This is a genomic window from Streptomyces sp. iso_384, from assembly GCF_056172905.1.
In genome coordinates this window covers 7548659-7568139 of record NZ_JBWBTT010000001.1, presented here as the reverse complement: position 1 = coordinate 7568139, position 19481 = coordinate 7548659, and the positions used below count along the sequence as shown (strand labels likewise).

Below are 19481 nucleotides of genomic sequence, written 5' to 3'. Positions count from 1 at the left end.
CGCACTCAGCTCTTCGACTTCGGCGCGGGTTGCACTGTCGGCAAGGGCTTGTTCCCCCTTGCTGAACGGGCGACCGTCGCGGTGGGACCACGTCCCGGTGTCTTTTTCGGGGCTGGAAGTCCGAGTCGCAGAGAAGGGCGAAAATCCAGGGATTGAAGTCGGGATTGGCCATACAGGTGTCGTGCTCCTCGTGGATCGGTTGGGGTGCATCAATGGTCTGGAGAATCGCCGGTTTGGCTAACCGGTGATCGTCGGCTATGTTGCGCCCGCTTTCCGGGTCAGGGCCGACGGCCGGAGTGGTTCGCTGCCCTGGCCGCCGGTGGTGTGGTGGGGTTTGACGGCGAGGCACGTCGGCTGTCTCTGGCGGACGTCGCCGGAGGGCTTTCGGGTGCGGCAGGCAGATGGGCGCTTCGGCGCAGGCGCCAGACGAGGACGTCGCTGATGGAGTCGGCGGTGTCGAGCTCGCGACGCCGTGCGGCCTCGGCGAGCAGGGCGGCGGGGTCGTGGCCTGCCTGCCGGGCGTCCGCGAGTGTGGCGGACAGGGCGGGCCAGCCGGGCTCGCCCTGGATTCGATCCGCGAGCTCCGGCAGCGCGTGGTGCAGGAGATCGGCGTGCCGCTGCCGGATCCGCGGCGTCAGACGCTGGCCACGCTGGCGGAGGGCCGCGATGGGGTCGGCTGCGGCGGCCTGGTAGGCGGCGCGCAGGTGCTCGGCGGCTTGCCGGGCCGCAGTGGCTTGCTGGCCGTGGTGCTTCCTGGCGTGCCAGTTGGCCGCGGTGATGGCGAGGAAGACGGCCATGTCGATGACCATCGCCGTGGTGGCTCCGTCTTCGCCGCGGCCGAGGGCGGGGCCGCTGTGGACGAGATCGTGGGCGGCCTGTCGCAGGGCGTGGTCATGCCCGCGTACGGCACGGATGTGGGAGCGGCTGGCTCGCTCGAACGCGAACGCCGCCTGCCGGAGTTCGGCGCGGGTGTGGGCGGCAGAGGTCTTGGCAAGCGCGTCCAGGACTTCTCCTGCCGCGGCGATCTGCGCTGCTGCCATGCCGTCGTCACCGTGATCAATGATCAGCAGAGCCTGCCAGGTGGCAGCAGCAGCCCGGCGCCGAGCGAACGCGGGATGGGTCACCGGCGGTAGAGCGGGCTGCACCGGCTCACGCTCGCCCTCGGTGACCGCCTCCGCGTGAAGGGCCCAGCGTTCGCTTATACGAGGCAGGGACAGGTCGGGTGCGAGTGTGGAGCCGGAGTAGAAGACCGGCTCGTCGTCCTTGTTACGGTCGTCAGGCAGCGCGACCTTGTAACCGAGCAGGTCGCCCGACGGTGCGATCCGCTTGTGGATCAGCAGACCGTCGGCGGCCAGACGGTCGAAGAACTCATCCGTGGAGGCAGCGCCGGCCGATGCGCCGCGCACAGCGTCGCGCAGCTTCTCCCGCGCCGTGCGCTCTTGCCCTTGCCGTTCGGCCTTGTGGCGCTCGGCGCTGGTGGGGCGCTTGGCCGCAGTGCCGTCGCCGGGGGCGACACGGTGCAGGTCGTAGTCGGCTTCGATGAGGCGGGCAGCGGCCTGTGCGCGTTGGCCGGAGCGGTGGTGGTTGGGGCGGCGGCCGTCCTCGCGTACGAGGGTGGCGATGATGTGGATGTGGTCGTCGGCGTGACGGACGGCGGCCCACCGGCACCCGGCGTCGTCTACGCCGCCGGGGTCGATGCCGGCGGCGGCCACGATGCGCCGGGCGATGTCGCCCCACTCCTCGTCGCTGAGAATGCGGTCGGTGCCTGCTGCGCGTACGGAGCAGTGCCACACGTGCTGGTCGGGTCGCTGGCCTTCGTCGAGCAGGTGCAGTGGCTGGTCGAGAAGCAGCTGGAGATCCTCCTTTGTCGCTGAGGGGTCGCGGCCGGGGTCGGGTGCCATGGAGTCGAAGGAAGCGACCAGGTGCGGGTCGACGTGCTCCTCGCGGGTGCCCTTGCCGTAGAGGTAGTTGAGCAGCCCGCGGGTGCTGCTGCCTTGCTTGTGGATACGGGGGATCAAGCGGTCTCGTCTTTCTGCCGGTTGTTGATCCGCTCGACGGCCGCCCTGGTCGCGGTGGCCGCGTGGCGGACGGCGGCGAGGGTCTCCTCAATGCGGGCGATATCGCCGCCGGAGTTGAGGGCCTTGGTCATCTGGTTGAGGTTGCTGCCGGCCCAGCCGAGCCTGCGTCCGGTGGCGAAGAGCTCGGTGAGGATGTCCTGCTCGGCGGCGATGGTTGCGGCGGTGCGGGTCTGGTCGCGGGCGGCGGCCAAGGCGGAGTGGGCGAGGAACCCGGCGACGCTCATGCCGACGGCGTCGGCGCCGGCCTGGATGGCTGTGTGTTCGCGTTCGTTGAGGCGGACGCTCTGGGCGGGACGCTGCTTCTTGTCGCGCGGTCGCGATTTTCCCTTGGGCTGACGCTTGCAGACGGCCGTAGTCGGCTGCGATCCGTCCCCGGTTGCAGCCCTTCCGTCCGGCGCCCCCTGGCGCTGGTCGGACCCCGCCACCCCCGGGGCGGGTGCGGGTTCGGACGCTCCCCCTGCGGGGGAGTGTCCGAACCTCCAACTTGCTCCGCTTTGGGTTGGCGTGGGGTGGGTCGCGTTCTGATGCACGGGGCTGTTGGGGTACGAGTCCTTTATGGAGATCAGCTCCTGGTAGGGGATGGGGAGAGCGCACCAGGCCGTCGGACGGGCAGCAGCCCCGCCTCCCGCTGGTTCGAGTGGGAGAGCGCGGGGGAGGGCCGTGCGTGTCTGGCGTAGCGGTGCGAATGAGGCGGGCCGTGGACCAGACGGAGTGGCTGGTCCACGGGCCCCCGTGCGGGCGTCCGGGGGCTGACCGGATATCCGGTCAGCCCGTCGGGATGCCGCTCTTGGCGTCCGGCTCTGCGGCGAGGAGGGCCTTGAGTTCGGTGAGACGGTCTTCGGAGATGGTGAGCTCGGCCGCGCGAATGGCGTTCCGCAGCACGGCGCGAGTGGCTGTTCCGTGCGTAGCGATGGCCCTGCGGCCGATCGCCAGCAGTTCCTCCATTTCGGCGCCGGGAGGACGTCCGTAGCGTTGCGCGGCGGGGACGTCGACCTCCGGGGCCGGCTCGGTGGTCTCGCGAGCGGGGGCCGAATCGTGCAGGGGAAGTCGGTCCTGCACGGATGGAGGAGTCAGGAGCTCGGAGCGAAGGCCAGAGGTGCGGTGTTCCGTGGCCTCCTCGCCCCGCAAGTCGTAGTCGGCACTCGGCTGGTCGCGCCGGAGCGTCGTCGTCTCGCCGCGATGCGTCGCGCCCCCATCCAGCGTGGAAGCAGTCCAGGGCGATGCGAGTTCGATGGTGGCCAGCGCTGCCGCGTGACGGCGGACAGCGAGCTGTTGCAGCAGCAATTCGCGTTGCTGCTGGTCGATGCCCACCGCGGCCTGGGCGATGGCCTGTGAAAGCCGTCGTGAAGTGCGCCGACCTCGCCAGCCGGCGCGCTGCTTCTGGGTCCGCTCCGCAAGATGGGAGGCCAGGGCGACGGCCTTGCGGGTGGCCCGGTCGCGGGTGATCTGCGCGGCATCACGATCGCGTGCGGCGATACCGAGGCGCGAGAGCAGGCGCTCGCGTGCTTCGCGCCCAACCCGGGCGAGCACGCTGTGGGAAGCGCCCTCGGCTGTGCGGATGCGCAGTTCGATGCCCATGGCCTGATGCCAGAGCAGTGCGGCCATGATCGGGCCGACGAAAGCTCGCACTGTGCCGCCGACCACGCCTGACTCGGCGTACGCGGGGATCACCTGCACGGCGGTGATCACCCAGGTCAGGGTTCCGGGCAGGCCGGGTGCCTGCTTGGGCCCGTGCAGATTCTGCCGCGCGAGCAGCGCCGTGGCGAAGAGGGCGAGTTCGGCGGCGGCGAACATCGCGATGCGCTCGGTGGTACCGCTCATGTCCAGGTAGTCGGCGGCGAACCGCCAGCTGGTGTCTGCGCTGTAGGCGGTACAGCCGACCGCAGCCAGTGCGGCGACCCTGACTGCAGGTGTACCGGGCTGGTGCCTGCTGCGCTTTCGGGTAGGGCGCCGGCTGATCAGGAAGCCGAGCAGCAGCATCGTGCACGTGCCCAGGAGGGCGGTAAGCGTGAGAGACGTTGAGGTCCAGTGCCCGAGTGCGGGCAGGGCGAGTTGCGTCATGCAGGGGTCTCCAGAGTGGCCCGCCGCGCCGTTTGGGCAGGCGTGGACGCGGGCGAGCGGAGTGAGGAAGGGGTGAGGTGGTCGACGCCGTGCGGTCAGGCGCGGGGCCGGCGCCTGCGGTCTGCGCCGGTGAGGACGACGGTGGTGGTCATCTCGGCGAGACGGGAGGCGACGCGGTCGCCGACGGCATCGCGCAGCGCGGCGGTCGGCAGATTGGTCGTGAGGAGCGTGGGGAGCAGGTCGGTGTAGCGGCGGTTGATCAGCCGGTACGTGATCTCCTCGGTCCACTCCGACTGCTTGGCCGCGCCGAGGTCGTCCAGGATCAACAGCGGGCAGGTGCTGAGAGTGGCGAGGTCTCGCTCGGCGTCGTGGCCGGCGCGTGGGCGCAGGCGGGCGTACAGGTCGGCCGTAGTGGCGGCTTCCCACCGCAGGCGCACACCGGCGGTCAGCAGCGACCGCACCGCGCCGTACGCCTGGTGCGTCTTGCCGGTGCCGGTGGGGCCGGCGATCAGCAGGGACGGTCCGAGCGCGATGCCCCGGGTGCCGCTCGGGCCGGGCCGTGCAGCGAGGGCCACTTCGTCAACCCAGGCGGCAACCTGCTCGTGACCAGCGAGGGCGTCGCGGTAGCGAGGTGGGATGCGTGCCTCGGCCAGTTCCAGTGCGGTCACCCGCTCCGAAGGCGCCTCGGCGGGTGCGGCGGTCGCGTCGATGCCCCGGTCGGCGAGGATCGTGTCGAGGCGGGCTGCCAGGGAGCTGATGCGCTGCGGCTCCCGGCTGGTGGTGGCTGTAGTCACAGCTGGCCTCCGTAGGCCGCCTCGACGTCAGAGGACGCCGGGTTGGTCCACGCGCGGTGCGGGGCAGCAGCTGCTTGAGGGGCGTTCATGGCCTCGTTGACCAGGCTCGGCAGCAGGTTCGCGGACAGGCCCTTGGCCCGCATGCGGCTCATCCCGGCGCGGATGTGCTCGGCCGAGATGCCCTCGCCGAGCAGTTTGCCGGCCACCTTGCCGAGGCGACCCAGTACGTCGCTGGGCGGCCGGTGCTCGCAGGATGCGACGTACTCGCCGACCAGGTCCCTGGCCGAGATCGCGCCCGAGGTGGCGGGTGGCGCGGAGGCGCTTGCGCTCCCCACCGGAGGTGATCCTAGATCCAGGATCCTAGGTCCTAGATCCGGACCCTGATTCCTCACCGCCATCTCCCGGCGTTGTGGTGAGGGCTCACTGAAACTGCCCTGACCTGCAACTTCCCGGTTCACGGACGGCTCGCTGCATTCACCGGACCCCTCAGGTCCTCCACGGTGAGGGCTCGCGTCATGTTCACGGAGGACACCGTGAACAGGCGAGGCCGGCTCGGTAGATCGGCTTCCCTGATGGCGCGGGCAGGCCGGGCAGCGGCTGCCGCTCGGCCGGTTGATCTTCTGGTGACGAGCCCAGGTGACGATGTGCAGGTAGCGCTTGCCGTCGTCACCCTCGTACCGGCAGACCAGACCGGCGCCGTCGAGCTGTGTGAGGTCGTCCTCGACCTCCAGAGGGCCGTGTTCGGGGCGGAGGGACCACAGGGCGCCGGCGATGACAGCAGCCTGGTCCCGGAAACGGCCGTGGTCGTCTGCCTGGGTGAGGAGGCCGAAGAAGGTCCGCTCGGCGTGGACGCTCACCGCAGCGAGCGACTCGGAGATGAAGGCTTCCGGCTTGATCGTGCGTATCCGCGCCATGCCTATCGCCCCGCCTTCGTGGGCAGAGCGGGCGACTTCGGCGACGAGGATGCGACTACGGCCGCGAGGGCTGTAGCTTGTTGGGGCATAGACGGTTCCTCACCCGGTGGCGTTGTGACCGCCACCGTCTTGATCGTTCAGGTACGGGCGATATCGGTAGGGGCTCCCTGACCCCCGGCGTTGGCCCGCCGGGGGTTTTCATGTGCCCGGAGTCGCCAGGTGTTCCGGCTGCATGGCCAAGACAGCCACACCCTCCCCGCACAAGTCCAGCATTCCGCCGAGAAAGCAAACAGCTCTCGGCGAACGCGTCGTGCGCGGCTTCCCTATAACGGTAGACCCGAATTAGCGGTTGACCTAGAAGCGGCACAAATGGGGCGACTGGTGAATCGCTGTCTGCCTGCATCAGCGATCGGTCTGACATGACCGCGTGATGCAACAACCCACGCCAGGGCAGTCGAAGGCGGCGCTCCTTCCGGACGAGCACAGGGATTTGGACAGCGCCGAATTCCGGTCTATGTTGCGTCGCTCGCGGATGCGGGGGCCCAGATCTGACAAAAAAGACGTGGAACATAGCAGCAGATCGCCGGTTACCCAAACCGGCAATGCGGAGCTACAACAGACGCATGCCTGAAATCCCCCTGGGAATTGGTCCGGCCGGCGTGCTGACCGCCCAAGCCATAACCCGTTCCCGCGCAGCGCGCGGATTCGCTCAGCGCCAGCTGGCCGAACGGGTGACCGCGCTCGGCCGCCCCATGACCATCACGATGATGTCCCGCATCGAATGCCGGCAGCGCCGCTGCGACGTCGACGACCTCGTCGCCATCGCAGCCGCCCTCGATGTCTCGCCGCTCACGCTGCTCGCCGAGACGAGTTAGCGAAGCCCTCTCAGCGCTGTCCGGGTGGGCCAACACCCGGCATCGCCCGCTCACATCACCTCGCCCGTACCAAGCGATCAACCAGCGCGTCACGGGTCACACCACCGCGCCAGAGAAGGAACCCCCTTGCGCCAAGAGGCCGTTCCCCCTGCCTTGTCGCCCATCCGCCGCAGGACCACGAAGGAGGCGATCCCGCGTGGCTGAGCAAACAGGCGCCGAGGTCGCACCGGTCCGCCTCTACCGCCCCGACGAGGTCGCCGCCGTGCTCGGCTGCTCTGCCTGGTGGGTCAAGGACCGCGCCCGCCGTCGCCAGATCCCCTTCGCCCGAGTGGGTCGTGCCTACCGCTTCACCGCCGCCCATCTCGCCGAGATCATCCGCCTCCACGAGGAGCGACCGACCGTCGCTGCGCGGCCACCGTACCCCGACGCCCCGCCTGCGGCCCCTGCCCGACGCTCCAGCGCACCCGAGCCGGGCGCACCCTCCGGCCGCCTGCGCGCCAGGCCGCCCCGCCGATCCGACCGAGCCGCATTCGACACCGCCGCGTAGAACACCGCACCGAAGAGGAAGGAAACGCACTTGGGTTTCGCGGAGAAGCGCGGAAACTACTGGCGTGCCCGCTACAAGACCGCTCCCGGCAAGCACCTCACGGTCGTCGACGAGCAAGGCAAGACGATCAAGTTCGCCACCAAGGGCGAGGCCCAACGCTCGGCGAGCGAGGCCGAGAACAAGTACCGACGCGGCGACTGGCGCGACCCCGCCCTGGGGCAGGAGACGTTCGGCGAGTACGCGAGCCGCTGGTACGAGGCCCAGGACCTGGCCGCCTCGACCATGCAGAACTACAAGCGCCACATCGAGGAGCACCTCCTCCCCGACTTCGAGGACCATGCGCTCGCCGGCATCCTGCGCTCGGACGTCGACCGGTGGGAGAAGAAGGAAAGGGCCCTGTACGCGGCCTCCAGCGTCAAGACCTGGCGCTCCACGTTCCACCTGATCTTCGAGGACGCGATCGACGAAGGTCTGATCACGTCGAACCCTGCGACCAGGCGACGCGGGCGGGGCAAGCGCGCGGGCCGCTCTCGTGACAGAGGCCCGGAGAAGGTCGTCACCGATCCGCTCGGCGTCCTGCTCACCGCCGAACGGGCAGCCCTGCTGTCTGGCCGCGACGACGAGTTCGTCGCCGTGGTGCTCAAGGGATACACCGGCATGCGCTGGGGCGAAGTCGTCGGCCTGGAGACAGAGTTCGTTCGCGCCGGATCCGTCCGTGTCGAGTGGCAGCTTTACGAGCTCGACTCGGGTGAGATGGTGCGCTGCCCGCCCAAGGACGACAGCTATCGCACCCTCGACTCGATGGACTGGCTGTCCGCCCTGGTCGCCAACCACATCGCCCGCACGAAGCCGACACCTTGCCCCTGCCACGGCAGGACCTACGTCTTCCGTGGCCAAGGCGCGGCTCGTACCGGAGGGCACCAGGGCGCGAAGCTCGTCGACGTCGCACGCCGGGCCGAGGTCTCCACTGGGACGGTGTCCAACGTCCTCAACCACCCTGATCGCGTCACCGAGGCCACCCGAATGCGGGTGGAGAGGGCCGTCAGCGACCTCGGGTTCGTGCGTGGCGGAGTTGTGGCGGAGCATGCGGCGCACTGGCGCAGGAACGGCTTCGGGACCTGGCTGTTCACCCCGGCGGTGTCAGGCTGGTACCCGAAGAAGGCCCCGCAGGAAGCGCGCCCCGTTCCCCTGCTCGGCGAGCCGTGGCCCGGCGTCCCCGTACGGGGACGTGGCGCCGGCAACCGGGCCGACGCCTGCTGGCTCCCGGTCGCGAAGGGCCTCACCCCCCACGGCCTGCGCCACACGCATCGAACGATGATGGAAGACCTCGGTACCGAGAAGGTCCTCATGGACCAGCGCATGGGCCACATCGACGGCTCCGTATCGGCGCGCTATGCCCACGTCACCCCGGGCATGCGCAAGCGGCTGATGGCCGGGATGACAGAGCAGTGGGAGGCAGCTCTCGATTTGCGGCTGGCCATGTGTCCTACGTCGCCTGTGCCCGGGCTCAACGGCCTCCTGCGCGTACGCCAGTAGCACGAGCTGAGGCGAAGTCTGGACGGTGAGGTGCCGGACCGCACGGAAGAGCTCAGTGGGCAGGGCTGTGACCTGGGCACTGAAATTCTCCGTGCGGCGACTCATGGCGGGCTCGGTCACACCAGCTTTTCCGTGCTCGGCGGCTGCGGCATTGCGTCGGCCCAGGGCCGTGGGCGGGTTGGGTCAGCGTTTGACGCGGTTTCGGACAGCCAGGGCAGCCAGGCCCAGAAGGACGGGCTCGGTGACGCGGGAGACCATCTCGATGTAGGTGCCGGCGGTGGTCAGGTCCTGGCCCGACGAACGGAACACCACCGAATTGAGCGTGACGTTCAGGGCCTTGTCGAAGCGCTCGCCGGTGTACCTGTCCGCTGTGGGATTCTGGGGATCAGTCTTGCCGATCTCGAAGGTGACCTTGCCGCCAGCAGGAGGCACGGTGCCGGTCGCTTCCTGCTTCGGGGAGTCTTTCGGGAGCCCGAAGCCCATAAGTAGCACGATGGTGACAAGCATGGCGGCGGCAAGCCAGCCCAGAGCTCGGGAAGCACGCAGACCGTAGCCGGACAGCAGCCAGTAACCGCGCAGGAGTCCCCGTTCGGCGCGGGTGGTGCCGGTGCGGTCATGGCGGCGCATTTCCATCTCGCCGTAGTAGAAGACCGCAGCCCCCGGCTCGTCCTTGCCGTCCTCGAACGCCTTGCGCAGCGCCCGGTACACCGGCGCCAGCTGCGCTGGCCCGATGTGTCCGGCACCGAGCACTGCCACGTTCCAGCCCCGGACAGCCGCGTCGCGGCTCGCGCGCCAGTGGTGCTCTTCGGCGAGGGCGCGGCGGGCGGTGAACCGCAGCAGGTACCAGCGCCGCCCGTGCGTGCGGGGCGGGACCCTGTCGAAGGAACACGTGCCCTCCAGCCGGATCTGGTCCAAGTGCACGGTCCCTGCGAACAGGCACCCCGACAGGTCGATGTCGGCGAGGACCAGATGGGCCGCATCCACCCCCCTCAGCGAGGCCACCCGCACCCCGTCGTCGGGCGTGGCGGCAAGAGTCTGCTCTGCCAACGGCTGTCCATAGGAGAGAACGAAGGGCTCGGCCTCTGCGGCGATTGTGAGGGGATACTCAAAGACCGCGTGGGCGAAGTCCACCGTGGCGTAGCGCAGACGTATCTCGGCCGTTGACGACCAGCGGGTCCGTCGGCACTCCAGACGGCGCGCGGCCAACGAGAGGGTCACCGGGCCGCTGAATACCGCCCCCGACAACATCACTCTCCCGGCGCACACCAACGGACCGAGACTGGCCGCCCGATCGAACACCGCCTTTATGAACGAGGCGTCTCCCTGGAAGGCCGCCGCTTCGAACTCGGCGTCGCCCCGAAAGGTCGCACCTTCGTACTGGGCGCCGCCCTCGAAGGCCGTCCGCACGAACTCGACGTTGCCCTGAAAGGTCGTGCCCGTGAACCACGTGCCGCCCTGGAAGGTCGCCCCCGAGAACCGGGCGTCGCTCCGAAAGGTCGCCACTCTGAACTCGGCGTCGCGCTCGAAGGCTGCCGCTTCGAACACGGCGTCACCCCGGAACGTCGCCGACCGAAACCCGACGACGCCCTTAAAGGTCGCCGCCCCGAACACGGCGTCGCCCTTGAAGATCGCCGACCGGAACACGGCCTCGCCCTGGAAACTCGCAAAATCGAACTCGGCGTCGGCCTGGAAGGTTGTCGATATGAACCGGGCGTCGCCGAGGCGGGGGTATCCGGTGGTGGGGTCGCGGAGGGCATTGAGGAGGGCGTCAAGAAGCGGTTCGGTGAAGGTGGTGCCGCTGTGGTCGATGGCGGCGCCGGGGGTCAGGCTGTACAGGTAGGCGTCGCGTTCGGGGTCGCCCAGGTGGGCGAGGCATGCGGTATGGCCGGGGACTTGGGCACCGCGGCAGCCGACCGGGTCCTCCGGGGTGGTGCCGTGACCGCAGGGCACCCAACTAAGCGAGGTCAAGGACGGTTCGGGGCTCGGGTGTGACATACCCGAAGGACGGTTGCGCACGCCCGGATGGTTGCCGACTTCGCCGCAATAGGCGCCATGCTCGCGGTCGACGCCGCAGGCATTGTGGTGGTCGAAGTCGAACCGGCCTCGGGGCGAGACCAGCCAGGAGAACACTTCGCCGCCACGGTCCTTCCCCGTAAGCGCTTCGGGGACGACGCCCCTGAGGGCAATGCTGGGCATCCCTCGAAGCCGAAGGGAACCGGCGCCAGCGCTGACACGCAGGTCGGCGCCGTTCTCTTCGTCCGAAAGGAAGCCAAGCCTGTGACCGACCGTTAGTACGCTGCTGAGCACGCGCTGCAATGGCGCGACGTGCTCAGGCCACGGCTGGCTTGGCCCCATGGCGTTCGTAGAGTTGTTTCACCTGCTTGATCCAGAACTCGAACTTCTGGTCCGAGGACGCACTCATGGGCAGGAGCTGCAGGTCCTTGGCCAACTGATAGAAACCCGGTCCAGCGTCGTTGGCACCCAAATAGTTCACCAGTGCCGAGAGCATGACACGAGGGTCGGAGGGGGTGATCTCCTGATCTCGGACCACGATCCGTCCCAGCAGTTCCCCCATGGCCGCCCGCTCATCAGCACGCTCGAAATCGAAGGCACGGCAGCCGGTTCTCCGGGCCACTGTGACGCTGAGCTCTGTGTATGAGGTGAGCCTGCCAAGTTTCGCGCGCTCGACGAGAAATCCCCGCCCCGCTTCCACCAGCATGCCCCACTCGTTGTCTGCGCGGCCGTACTCCGGCATTCCGCCCCCTCCGAGCCAAACCAATCCGTACGCGGCAACGTACAGTGACACTGCGGCTACCACAATCGCTCACACGGTCGTTTGGGAAGCCGCGCTGGCACGGCAGAAAAGCCGAGGCCAGCCAGGCCGGGGGTAAACGCCAGCTGTGCTCGATGTCGGCACAGGCTGCCCATGTCGCATCCAGCCCCCTGAAGCCTCAGGCGCTGGCCAGTGCGATGATCGACGGCTCCCGGTCCGAGGCGAGATCGTACTCGGAGAACTCCCAGGCGATGATCTTCGCGCCCTTCGGGACCCGGTAGACAAACTGCATCTCATCCTTGAAGCCGGGCTGGAGCTGCTCGTTGCACTCGGGATTTCCTGTCACTTCGTACAGGTCATCGATGGTGTCGTAGCGCCGCTCTTGCTCGTCCAGCAGGCCATTCACGATGGGCAGCGAGCAGGTCAGGTCCATGCTGGCCTTGGAGTCGTTAAATACCACGGTCTCCAAGATCACGTACTTGGCGTCGCCTCCCGCCTTCTTGACTCCACCGGCCACGTTGATCGACTCAGCCTCCCGGACCTTGGTGACCGTGACGACGGCGCCGCCGTTGCGCGCTTCGTCTCCGATCTTGAAATCGGCCGGTCGACTCGGGATAGGGGACGTCGTCTCGACGGGGGCAGTGTCGGCGCTGGGGCGATCGTCCTGCCAGATCGAGGGCGACGGATCGGCTGAGGCGTTGGGAGCGTCCCCTTGGCTTCCCGTAGCGGTGTAGGCGAGTGCTGCAGCGGTCACCATAAGCGCGCCAGCCAGGCAGAACGTGGCCGTTTTCCACGGGTTCCTGACGCTCTTGGGTCGCTCGGGAAGCTGTTCAGGCATCGGTGGGAGCTGACCGCTCACTGAAGTCCTCTCGTGGATGGCCGGGCTCCTCAAGAGGTCGCCGACCTGTATGCGGTCACCAGTCGAGCGGGTGCCAACGGGCCGATCCGGAAAGGACTCGGACTCACTCGATGGCGCTGACGACGATAGCAACGTCACAAGCGAGGTAGGTGCCGTTCGCTCCGGAAAGCAGGCCCACCTCGTCTCCCGGCGCCGACCGTGTGCGCTGCCCGTCCAGCCTGTCGCGAGTGAATGCGCCATATGGGCAACCTGAGTGCCCGACTGGCGATTATTTTTGGGGGCGAGTTTGTAGGCAACTGCGGAGGACATGTGAGCAGTACCCAAACGCACGCTGAGATCCTTAGCGAGGCCATCCAGGTCCTCCAGGGGACATGGGATGCCGAACGCGTCCTGGCGGCCCTGTTCGGAGCGGGATACCGTCCCGCTGACGTGGCGATCGGGAAGAAGCGGGCACGCCAGGTGCTTCGAGATCTTGCTGATGCCGGGGTGATCGTGAAGGTGAGTGAGAGGCCCGTGGGGTATCGGCACGCTGGCAGCTGAGCCGCAATCCCTCCCTGCCGGGCGGAGAGCGGAATCGGCGTGCTCGGCCAACAGCTATGAAGAGATGATTCCTCGTGTCTATTGACGGCCGAGCGGCATGAGCCGAGCGCGCCGAGCGAAGGACAGGTACGGCCCTGGGGTAGCCCCGTTCCGCCGTTGGCCTCCACGCGCACGCTCTGGGAGCCGGCGGGGAGCCGGATCCTGAGATCGGCTCCCAAACGGCTCCCAAGACGCCCCCGGAAACCACTCAGGGGCCTGATCCACTAAATGGATCAGGCCCCTGACCTGGTGTTTCAGCTGTCGGGGTGGCGGGATTTGAACCCACGACCTCTTCGTCCCGAACGCTATTCAGGGGGCTGCCAGGCTGGTCAGCTTGGTCCCGTGCTGGGCAGATGCGGCGTCGGCTTGTCCGTGGGCGTCCATGCGGGTCCACCCTCGGTTGAGTGCGTTGGCCCCCCGTTTGGCCCCCTGAGAGAGGGTCAACGCGCAAGGGGCGGTGTCAGAAGGGCCTCAGCGACGGTGGCCATGGCCGTAACGATCGTCCGAGCCCCGGCGGCGGCGAGGCTTGCCTCTTTGCCTGGCTTGTTGGCGAAGCCGATCGCCATGGAGCCCGCCCGCGCGGCAGCCTCGATGTCCGTAGTGGAATCACCGATCAGCGTGCAGGTGCTCGCTTTGACGCCAAGTTCCTTGGCGGCTCTTTCGAGAGAGAACGGCGACGGTTTCATGAGGTCAGGTCGGTTCGGGGAACGGCCGATCACTTGGTGAACGAATCGATCGAGGCTGTGAAGCGCTAGGAATTCCCTCACGCACGCTGCGGAGTTGTTGCTAACGATCGCGACTCTTCGGCCGGACGCGTGGGCCGCACGAAGGGAATCCTTGGCGCCCGGGACGGGGTCGCCCGCAGCCTTCACCGCCGAAACTTCCGCAGACGTGAGGGCTTCTTCGATTCGGCGCACGGCATCCTCACTGACGCGGGGTGCCAATCGCAGCACTTCCATCGGGTCGTCCGTTGCGAGGGCCTGCTCGCCAGTCGCCGCGTCGATCTCGGCGAGCATGGCGGCCAGTTCTCGGGCAACACCAGGGGCGGGGTGCCCAGCGAACACATCGCAGACAGGCCCGTCGAAGTCGAAAAGCACGCCGTTGGTAGCGGCGACGGTCGCGGCGAGGCTCTCAGACGCCATAGGGGTCGAAGTCCCTTCCAATGGTGCTCCAGACGCTCTCGAACCAGAGGCGTGCCTGTTCGACTTGCTGTGCGCCGCTGGTCCCGTCTCCCTCGTTGGTCGAGTAGTGGAACAGCGCGGCGTCTGCGCCCACCAGGTCGTAGATGTCGATCGCTTCCCCTCCTGCGGACACCTTGTTCGGGCGGATGGGGTAGTACCCGAAGAACGCGTCTCCCTGGTTGATCACGTAGAGCTTGAAGAACTGCGTTCCGCTGTGAACCCGCACGCTGACAGTGGCCTCTTGGACCAGACCGAGGTGCTGAAGTTCCCCCACGGCGTTGGCGATGCTTCGGGTGAAGCCGACCATCATGTCGTGCATGCGGGCTCGGAGGCGGGGGTCGTCAGCGCCGTCACTCCGACGTACCGGGGCGGCCTGGGGCACGGCCATGTCCGGCACCAGGATTCGGATGTTGATGCTGGTCGGCGTCAGTCGGCCGACCCGGATCTTGTCGATCGGTTCCTGTAGGGCTCCATGCAGCGTCTCGCTGGAGAAACCCGCGAAGTCGATTGAGACGTTCGGGCTGGCGAAAGCCTGCTCGACGTAGGGCCGCAGACCGGCCGGCCGCTCGGTCCGGTTCCGGACGTACACACCGCTTCCCTTGCGGGAGACGACCAGCCCCTCATCCTCCAGGTCCCGCAGTGCGCGCTGAATCGTCGCCCTGGCGAACCCATAGAGGTCGGTGAGGTTCTTGTGCGACGGCAGCTTGTCGCCAGGGGCGAGCCTCCTCGTCCGAATGGCTGCGGCAAGGCTGCTTGCGACCTGCTCGTAGGGCGGACGGTTGTCGTCCGGGTCCAGCGGTTCGGGCGTGAAAGTCATGCCTCGATGCTACGCCCAGAACCCATGATCAGGGCAGCCAGGCTAGCCAGATGTTGACATGGCTAGTCATGCTGGCTACGTTAAGGGCAGCTCAACCGGGCTAGCCAAGTTGGTTGGTGCGGTGAGCCAGGCCCTTCTTTGGGCTGCCCAAGCTGGTTCGGGATTGCTCGATTGAAGGCGGCTTCGGCCGCGCGCTACGGGCCCTGAGCTGGTCGTTTCTTGAGAACTGAACAGCGTGCCAAGGATTTGCCGCCTCTCCTGTGCCATAAGCAGGCGGCAGCGCGAGACATCGTCCCGCGTGCTCAACCAATCCGCAGTGCCATGACTGCTGCGGCCGGTTGCCTCCACCGCCCGTCCGGCCTCCGGGGTCGTACGGGCGGGGCAGAGGGGAGCCGGTTCCTGGTTCCAACGGCGAGAACCCCCGGAGTTGCTGCTCCGGGGGTTCGTGGTGAGCCGTTCCTGTCTGAGAGGAACAGACCCATGAAGAGCATCGCAGCACTTCAGGCCGTTGTTACGGCCACCCCGTTCGACGGTGAGCCGTCGGACGCCGAGCTGGACGCGATCGAGACCGAGTCGCCGCTGATCCTCGCGGACGTCGCTCTCCTCGACGCGCAGATCATGACCATCGACCGCACCCCGACCGAGCTGGACCAGCAACGCATCCGCCGGGCCCACCGCCGGGTGCTGGCCGCCCGCCGGGACCTCGCCAACCGCGCCGCCACCCTGGCAGTCCCCGGCGGTGCCGCATGAGCACGGAGGCCACGAAGACGGTTCTGCCGGCCGTCGCGATGACGGCGGTGTCCATGGTCCTCACGCTGGCCGTGGTTGTGATGTGGCTCGGCACCGCGATGCCATGGCCCGTCGCCTTGGTGGTCGGGCTCGGGATCGACGGGGGGTGGCTCGCCACCCTCGCCTACGAACGCCGCCTCGCCGCCCAGGGCGACCACTCCACCCCCGTCACGGCCGTGGGCTGGTTCTTCGGTCTGGTCGCCACTGGCGTCCTCATTGCCCACGCCGTCACCGCCGACGCGAGCGCCAGCGCGTGGCTCGCGGTCGCCTGGCTGCCCCTGGCCGCTAAAGCGCTGTGGCTGGTCCACGGGTTGTGGGAGCGCACCGCGCTGACAGGATCAGCGCTGGAGGCGATCCAGGGAATCCAGCAGGAAGCCCGCGACGAGGCCGCCGTGGCCCGCGCCCGCCTGCGGGCCGAGGCGGGCACGGAGGAGACGCGGCTGGCGGCTGTGACGCAGGCCGGGGCGCGCGTCGCACGCGTCCAGGCGCAGACCGCCACCACCCTCGCCCGAGCCTGGTCGACGCTGGAGAGCACCCGGGCCGGGAAGGACACCGGCAGGGCCCTGACCAGCGTGACCAGCCGCGTCACACCCGGCGTCACACTCGCCTGGGAACTCCCTGTCTGGGGCCCCACCAACCCCCTCCCCGCCCTCGACGCCGCGCCCGCGCTCTCCGATGCGGAGCTGGACCGGTTGGTGGACGGAATCCGGCACAGCGAGACCCCGGCCCTGTCCTACCGGGAGATGTCCACCCGGTTCCGGGCCGCCGGGCACTCCGCGTCCGAGGTCCGGCTCCGGGGCGCGTGGAAGCGCGTCGCGGCCTGATGGCCGCCGTCTACCGGTGGCGTCTCGCCCCGGACGGTTTGGCGACCCGCCGTCAGCTCCGAGCGTTGGGGTTGCGGCCGGGTGGTCAGGACGTCGTCGCGGAAGTCCACCGGCCCCGGCGTCGCCGTGGGCCGTTGGTCGCCTACCTCTACCGGGTCGACCGGGCCAAGCCCGTACGCCCCATGACCCCGGCCCGCGCCGCCGCGCTCGCTGCGGCGATGCTCGCTCGCCGCACTTGCCCCAACTGCCTCACGGACGCCGGGTATTGCATCCCGCGCTCGCTCGGCATGTGCGTCACCTGCCACGACACCCCGCCGAACCGGAAGGACACGCCTCCATGACCCCTGACATACACGTCCTGCCGGGATGGCCCACCGCCCCGGCCGCCCCCACCACGGGCACGGTGCAGCTCCACGCGGAGCGGGCAGGGACGGTCGTCTACGTCCCCGGCCCGGACGGGTCGATGGTGGCCGTGCTCCGCGAGCACCTGCCCACCGCCCCCGCCGTCTACCAGCCCCGGGACCTGACTCCGCAGCCGTTGTTCGACCCGCGCGCCCAGCGCATCGCCGCCGGCGGACTGCTCGCCGGCGGTGCCGGGTGGGGTGCCGGTCAGCTCCTCCTCGGTGCCGGTCAGCTCGTCAGCGCCGCCGCCGGACTCGGGTCGCTCGTGATGTGGGCCGCCATCGCCGTCGTCGCCTCCCGCATCGCCCCCGCCGTCCTCGGTGGCGGGCGGCCCACGACGGTGCACAACACCACCGTCAACAACCGGTGGTTCGGCCGCTCCACCCACTGAAACCGCCCAGCGCCCCGCAGAGCGATCGGGGCCCCTTCCGGGTGGGTCGAGACCCCCCGGCCCCTGTTCGGCCGCCAGGACCCCCGTAGCGACGCAGCGTGACGGAAGTTTCCCGTCTCGCGCGCACACGCGTAGGGGCCCCTGTCGGAAACCAGGAAACCGGAAACTCCATCACCGCGCGTACACACACCCGCGTGTGGGGGCGGGCCATGCCGGGCCCGCCCCCACCGACTCATAGCCCTTGGAGAGGAACCCGTGAGTCACCCATCAGCCTGGCAGACCCACCGCCAGTACGCAGCCACCGCCGCCCGCTGGACCGCCGACCGCTGGTCCAAGGAATCCGACCGCCGCCGCACCCTCCGAGCCACCCGCAAGCCCTTGGTCCGCGACGCCCGCGCCGCCCTCGCACAGGCACAGGCCACCGACCCCCAGAAGGTCACCACCCTCGTCCACCGCGCCGAGCGCGAACTCGCCACCGCCAAGCGGCACGTGCCCGACCCGATGTGGCTGTTCGCGTCCAAGGCCGCGCTCGTCACCGCCGCGACCGGGTACGTGGGGCTGCCGCTGGTTCCGGGGCGGGTGTGGATGTGGGCGGCCGTCGCCGTGAGCGTCGCCCTCGCCGGAGCAGTCCTGTGGGCGGTGCTGCACCGCCCCGCGGCTTCCCCGATCGAGCCGACCGCCGAGGAACGCGACCTGCTCAAGCGTCTCCAGCCCGAGCACTGGCGCGAGCACGCCGAACAGCGCGGCCTGGCCGGGACGCTGACCGGCCGGCCGCGCCTGACCGAGTCCGGGATCGTCGTCGCGGTCCGCCTCGACGGACAGTGGACCGCCACCAAACTGCGCGGCTCCGAAGACCACATCCGCGCGCTGCTCGGTGCGCGCACCGGGCTGCGGTTGCAGATCAAGGCCGGGAAGCAGGGTGGCTGGGCCGAACTGACCCTGCGCACCCGCAGCGCCGCCGACGGCGACGACCTCCTGTGGGCGCCGGAGCGGCGCTCGCTCGGCATCGACACCGTCACCGGCGAACACGTCACCGTGCCCCTGGGCGAGCGGCTGCTGATTGCGGGCCGGTCCGGGGCGGGCAAGAGCGTCGCGTCCCGTCCGCTCCTGTTCGACGCCTCCGAGGGCGACACGAACGCGCTGGTCATCATCGACCTCAAGCGCGTGGAAGGCCGGTTGTGGGACCACCGGGCCCGCGTCGCCTCCACCCCCGAAGACGTCATCGCAGTGGTGGACGAGCTGGAAGCCGAGATGCACGACCGGCTCAACGTCCTGCCCAAGGGACAGGACACCTGGGGCCCCACCCCCGACCGGCCCCGCATCACCGTCGTCGTGGACGAGGGCGCGGAAGTCGTCACCGCCGCCGACAAGGTCCCCTTCCCCGAGGAGGACGGCGACGGGAAGACGAAGGTCCGCACCCGCAGCGCCCTGCCGGGTCTGGAGTCGATCGCCCGGATGGGGCGGGCGGCGTGCATCGACCTGTGGTGGATGACGCAGAAGCCCACCATCGGCGACGGCGTCCCCAAGCAGATCGCCCCGCAGATCAGCACCTCGATCTGCCTTGCCGTCCGCACCCCTGCCGAGGCCCGCGTCGTCCTCGGTGAGGACGCACAGGCCAAGGGCTGGAACGCGGACGAGCTTCCCGCGCCCGGCGTCGCGCTCATCCGCGACGGCAAGCGGGGCCCCGATCCGGTCAAGGTCCGCTACATGGACAAGGCCGTCGTCATCGCCCTGCCCGACCAGCCCATCTGGTCCCGCACCACCACACCCACCACCGCCAGCGGGACGGCCCCGACGCTCACCCTCGTGAAGCCCGCCACCGCCGTTCCGGTCGTGGCGGCCGTGGACGGGACGGACGCCCGGATTCTCGACGCGATCGAGACCGCCGCAGCACCGGTACGGCAGAAGGACTTGGCCGAGACGACCGGGCTGTCCAAGGGGACGGTGTCCAAGGCCGTGAAGCGCCTCACCGACACCGGCCACATCACCCGCCGGCCGGACGGCGGACTCACCGCCGACAAGGCCGCCTGACCACACCAACCAAGGAGGGCGGCCCCCGTC

General features: G+C 69.1%; 18 protein-coding genes. 8 read left to right on the top strand and 10 right to left on the bottom strand.

Annotated elements, in window-relative coordinates; translation table 11 throughout:
* Positions 1-278: 278 nt before the first annotated feature.
* From AC0VY3_RS34250 to AC0VY3_RS34230, 5 genes are all read right to left on the bottom strand, one after another.
* Positions 279-2018, bottom strand: a complete 1740-nt coding sequence (locus AC0VY3_RS34250) for a relaxase/mobilization nuclease domain-containing protein (protein WP_475551443.1) — start codon at positions 2016-2018, stop codon at positions 279-281.
* Positions 2015-2302: a mobilization protein gene (locus tag AC0VY3_RS34245; RefSeq protein WP_475551442.1), complete on the bottom strand. Its 288-nt coding sequence runs from the start codon at positions 2300-2302 to the stop codon at positions 2015-2017. Before AC0VY3_RS34245 ends, AC0VY3_RS34250 begins: the two co-directional genes overlap by 4 nt.
* Positions 2303-2843: 541 nt before the next feature.
* Positions 2844-4139, bottom strand: a complete 1296-nt coding sequence (locus AC0VY3_RS34240; RefSeq protein WP_475551441.1) for a hypothetical protein — start codon at positions 4137-4139, stop codon at positions 2844-2846.
* A 95-nt stretch (positions 4140-4234) separates the two neighbouring features.
* Positions 4235-4933: an ATP-binding protein gene (locus tag AC0VY3_RS34235; protein WP_327379880.1), complete on the bottom strand. Its 699-nt coding sequence runs from the start codon at positions 4931-4933 to the stop codon at positions 4235-4237.
* Positions 4930-5847: a hypothetical protein gene (locus AC0VY3_RS34230; protein ID WP_475551440.1), complete on the bottom strand. Its 918-nt coding sequence runs from the start codon at positions 5845-5847 to the stop codon at positions 4930-4932. Before AC0VY3_RS34230 ends, AC0VY3_RS34235 begins: the two co-directional genes overlap by 4 nt.
* A 623-nt stretch (positions 5848-6470) precedes the next feature.
* On the opposite strand from AC0VY3_RS34230, the gene AC0VY3_RS34225 reads away from it, so the two are divergent.
* The 3 genes from AC0VY3_RS34225 to AC0VY3_RS34215 all read left to right on the top strand — a co-directional run bounded on the left by AC0VY3_RS34225 (position 6471) and on the right by AC0VY3_RS34215 (position 8805).
* Positions 6471-6722: a helix-turn-helix domain-containing protein gene (locus AC0VY3_RS34225; protein WP_475551439.1), complete on the top strand. Its 252-nt coding sequence runs from the start codon at positions 6471-6473 to the stop codon at positions 6720-6722.
* Positions 6723-6918: 196 nt separating this feature from the next.
* A complete protein-coding gene (locus AC0VY3_RS34220; protein WP_475551438.1) occupies positions 6919-7269 on the top strand; it encodes a helix-turn-helix domain-containing protein in 351 nt (116 codons plus the stop codon).
* Between the two features lie 30 nt (positions 7270-7299).
* Positions 7300-8805 (top strand): LacI family DNA-binding transcriptional regulator, encoded by a 1506-nt coding sequence (locus AC0VY3_RS34215; RefSeq protein ID WP_475551437.1) that lies wholly within the window; start codon positions 7300-7302, stop codon positions 8803-8805.
* 183 nt (positions 8806-8988) lie between these two features.
* Here the strand turns inward: AC0VY3_RS34215 and AC0VY3_RS34210 are convergent, their stop codons facing one another.
* From AC0VY3_RS34210 to AC0VY3_RS34190, 5 genes are all read right to left on the bottom strand, one after another.
* Complete coding sequence (locus AC0VY3_RS34210; protein WP_475551436.1) at positions 8989-11001, bottom strand: pentapeptide repeat-containing protein; 2013 nt, start codon at positions 10999-11001, stop codon at positions 8989-8991.
* A gap of 133 nt (positions 11002-11134) precedes the next feature.
* Positions 11135-11560, bottom strand: coding sequence for a hypothetical protein (locus AC0VY3_RS34205; RefSeq protein ID WP_181008098.1), 426 nt, complete (start codon positions 11558-11560; stop codon positions 11135-11137).
* A 196-nt stretch (positions 11561-11756) separates the two neighbouring features.
* Positions 11757-12416: a DUF4352 domain-containing protein gene (locus AC0VY3_RS34200; protein WP_139061987.1), complete on the bottom strand. Its 660-nt coding sequence runs from the start codon at positions 12414-12416 to the stop codon at positions 11757-11759.
* Positions 12417-13456: 1040 nt separating this feature from the next.
* Positions 13457-14158 carry an HAD family hydrolase gene (locus tag AC0VY3_RS34195; protein WP_475551435.1) on the bottom strand — a complete coding sequence of 234 codons (702 nt, stop codon included), beginning with the start codon at positions 14156-14158 and terminating at the stop codon, positions 13457-13459.
* Positions 14148-15014: a GntR family transcriptional regulator gene (locus tag AC0VY3_RS34190; RefSeq protein ID WP_475551434.1), complete on the bottom strand. Its 867-nt coding sequence runs from the start codon at positions 15012-15014 to the stop codon at positions 14148-14150. The genes AC0VY3_RS34195 and AC0VY3_RS34190 overlap by 11 nt, the downstream gene beginning before the upstream one ends.
* A gap of 480 nt (positions 15015-15494) precedes the next feature.
* Here AC0VY3_RS34190 and AC0VY3_RS34185 point away from each other — a divergent pair, with 480 nt between their 5' ends.
* The 5 genes from AC0VY3_RS34185 to AC0VY3_RS34165 all read left to right on the top strand — a co-directional run bounded on the left by AC0VY3_RS34185 (position 15495) and on the right by AC0VY3_RS34165 (position 19451).
* Entirely contained in the window at positions 15495-15764 is a 270-nt protein-coding gene (locus AC0VY3_RS34185; protein ID WP_475551433.1) for a DUF6284 family protein, read from the top strand.
* Complete coding sequence (locus AC0VY3_RS34180) at positions 15761-16627, top strand: protein spdB (protein ID WP_475551432.1); 867 nt, start codon at positions 15761-15763, stop codon at positions 16625-16627. Before AC0VY3_RS34185 ends, AC0VY3_RS34180 begins: the two co-directional genes overlap by 4 nt.
* The gene (locus tag AC0VY3_RS34175) at positions 16627-16968 is read left to right on the top strand and encodes an RRQRL motif-containing zinc-binding protein (RefSeq protein ID WP_475551781.1); all 342 of its coding nucleotides are present in this window, start codon (positions 16627-16629) and stop codon (positions 16966-16968) included. The genes AC0VY3_RS34180 and AC0VY3_RS34175 overlap by 1 nt, the downstream gene beginning before the upstream one ends.
* Positions 16965-17420, top strand: coding sequence for a hypothetical protein (locus tag AC0VY3_RS34170; protein WP_475551431.1), 456 nt, complete (start codon positions 16965-16967; stop codon positions 17418-17420). The genes AC0VY3_RS34175 and AC0VY3_RS34170 overlap by 4 nt, the downstream gene beginning before the upstream one ends.
* Positions 17421-17675: 255 nt before the next feature.
* Positions 17676-19451 (top strand): MarR family transcriptional regulator, encoded by a 1776-nt coding sequence (locus AC0VY3_RS34165; protein WP_475551430.1) that lies wholly within the window; start codon positions 17676-17678, stop codon positions 19449-19451.
* Positions 19452-19481 lie beyond the last annotated feature (30 nt).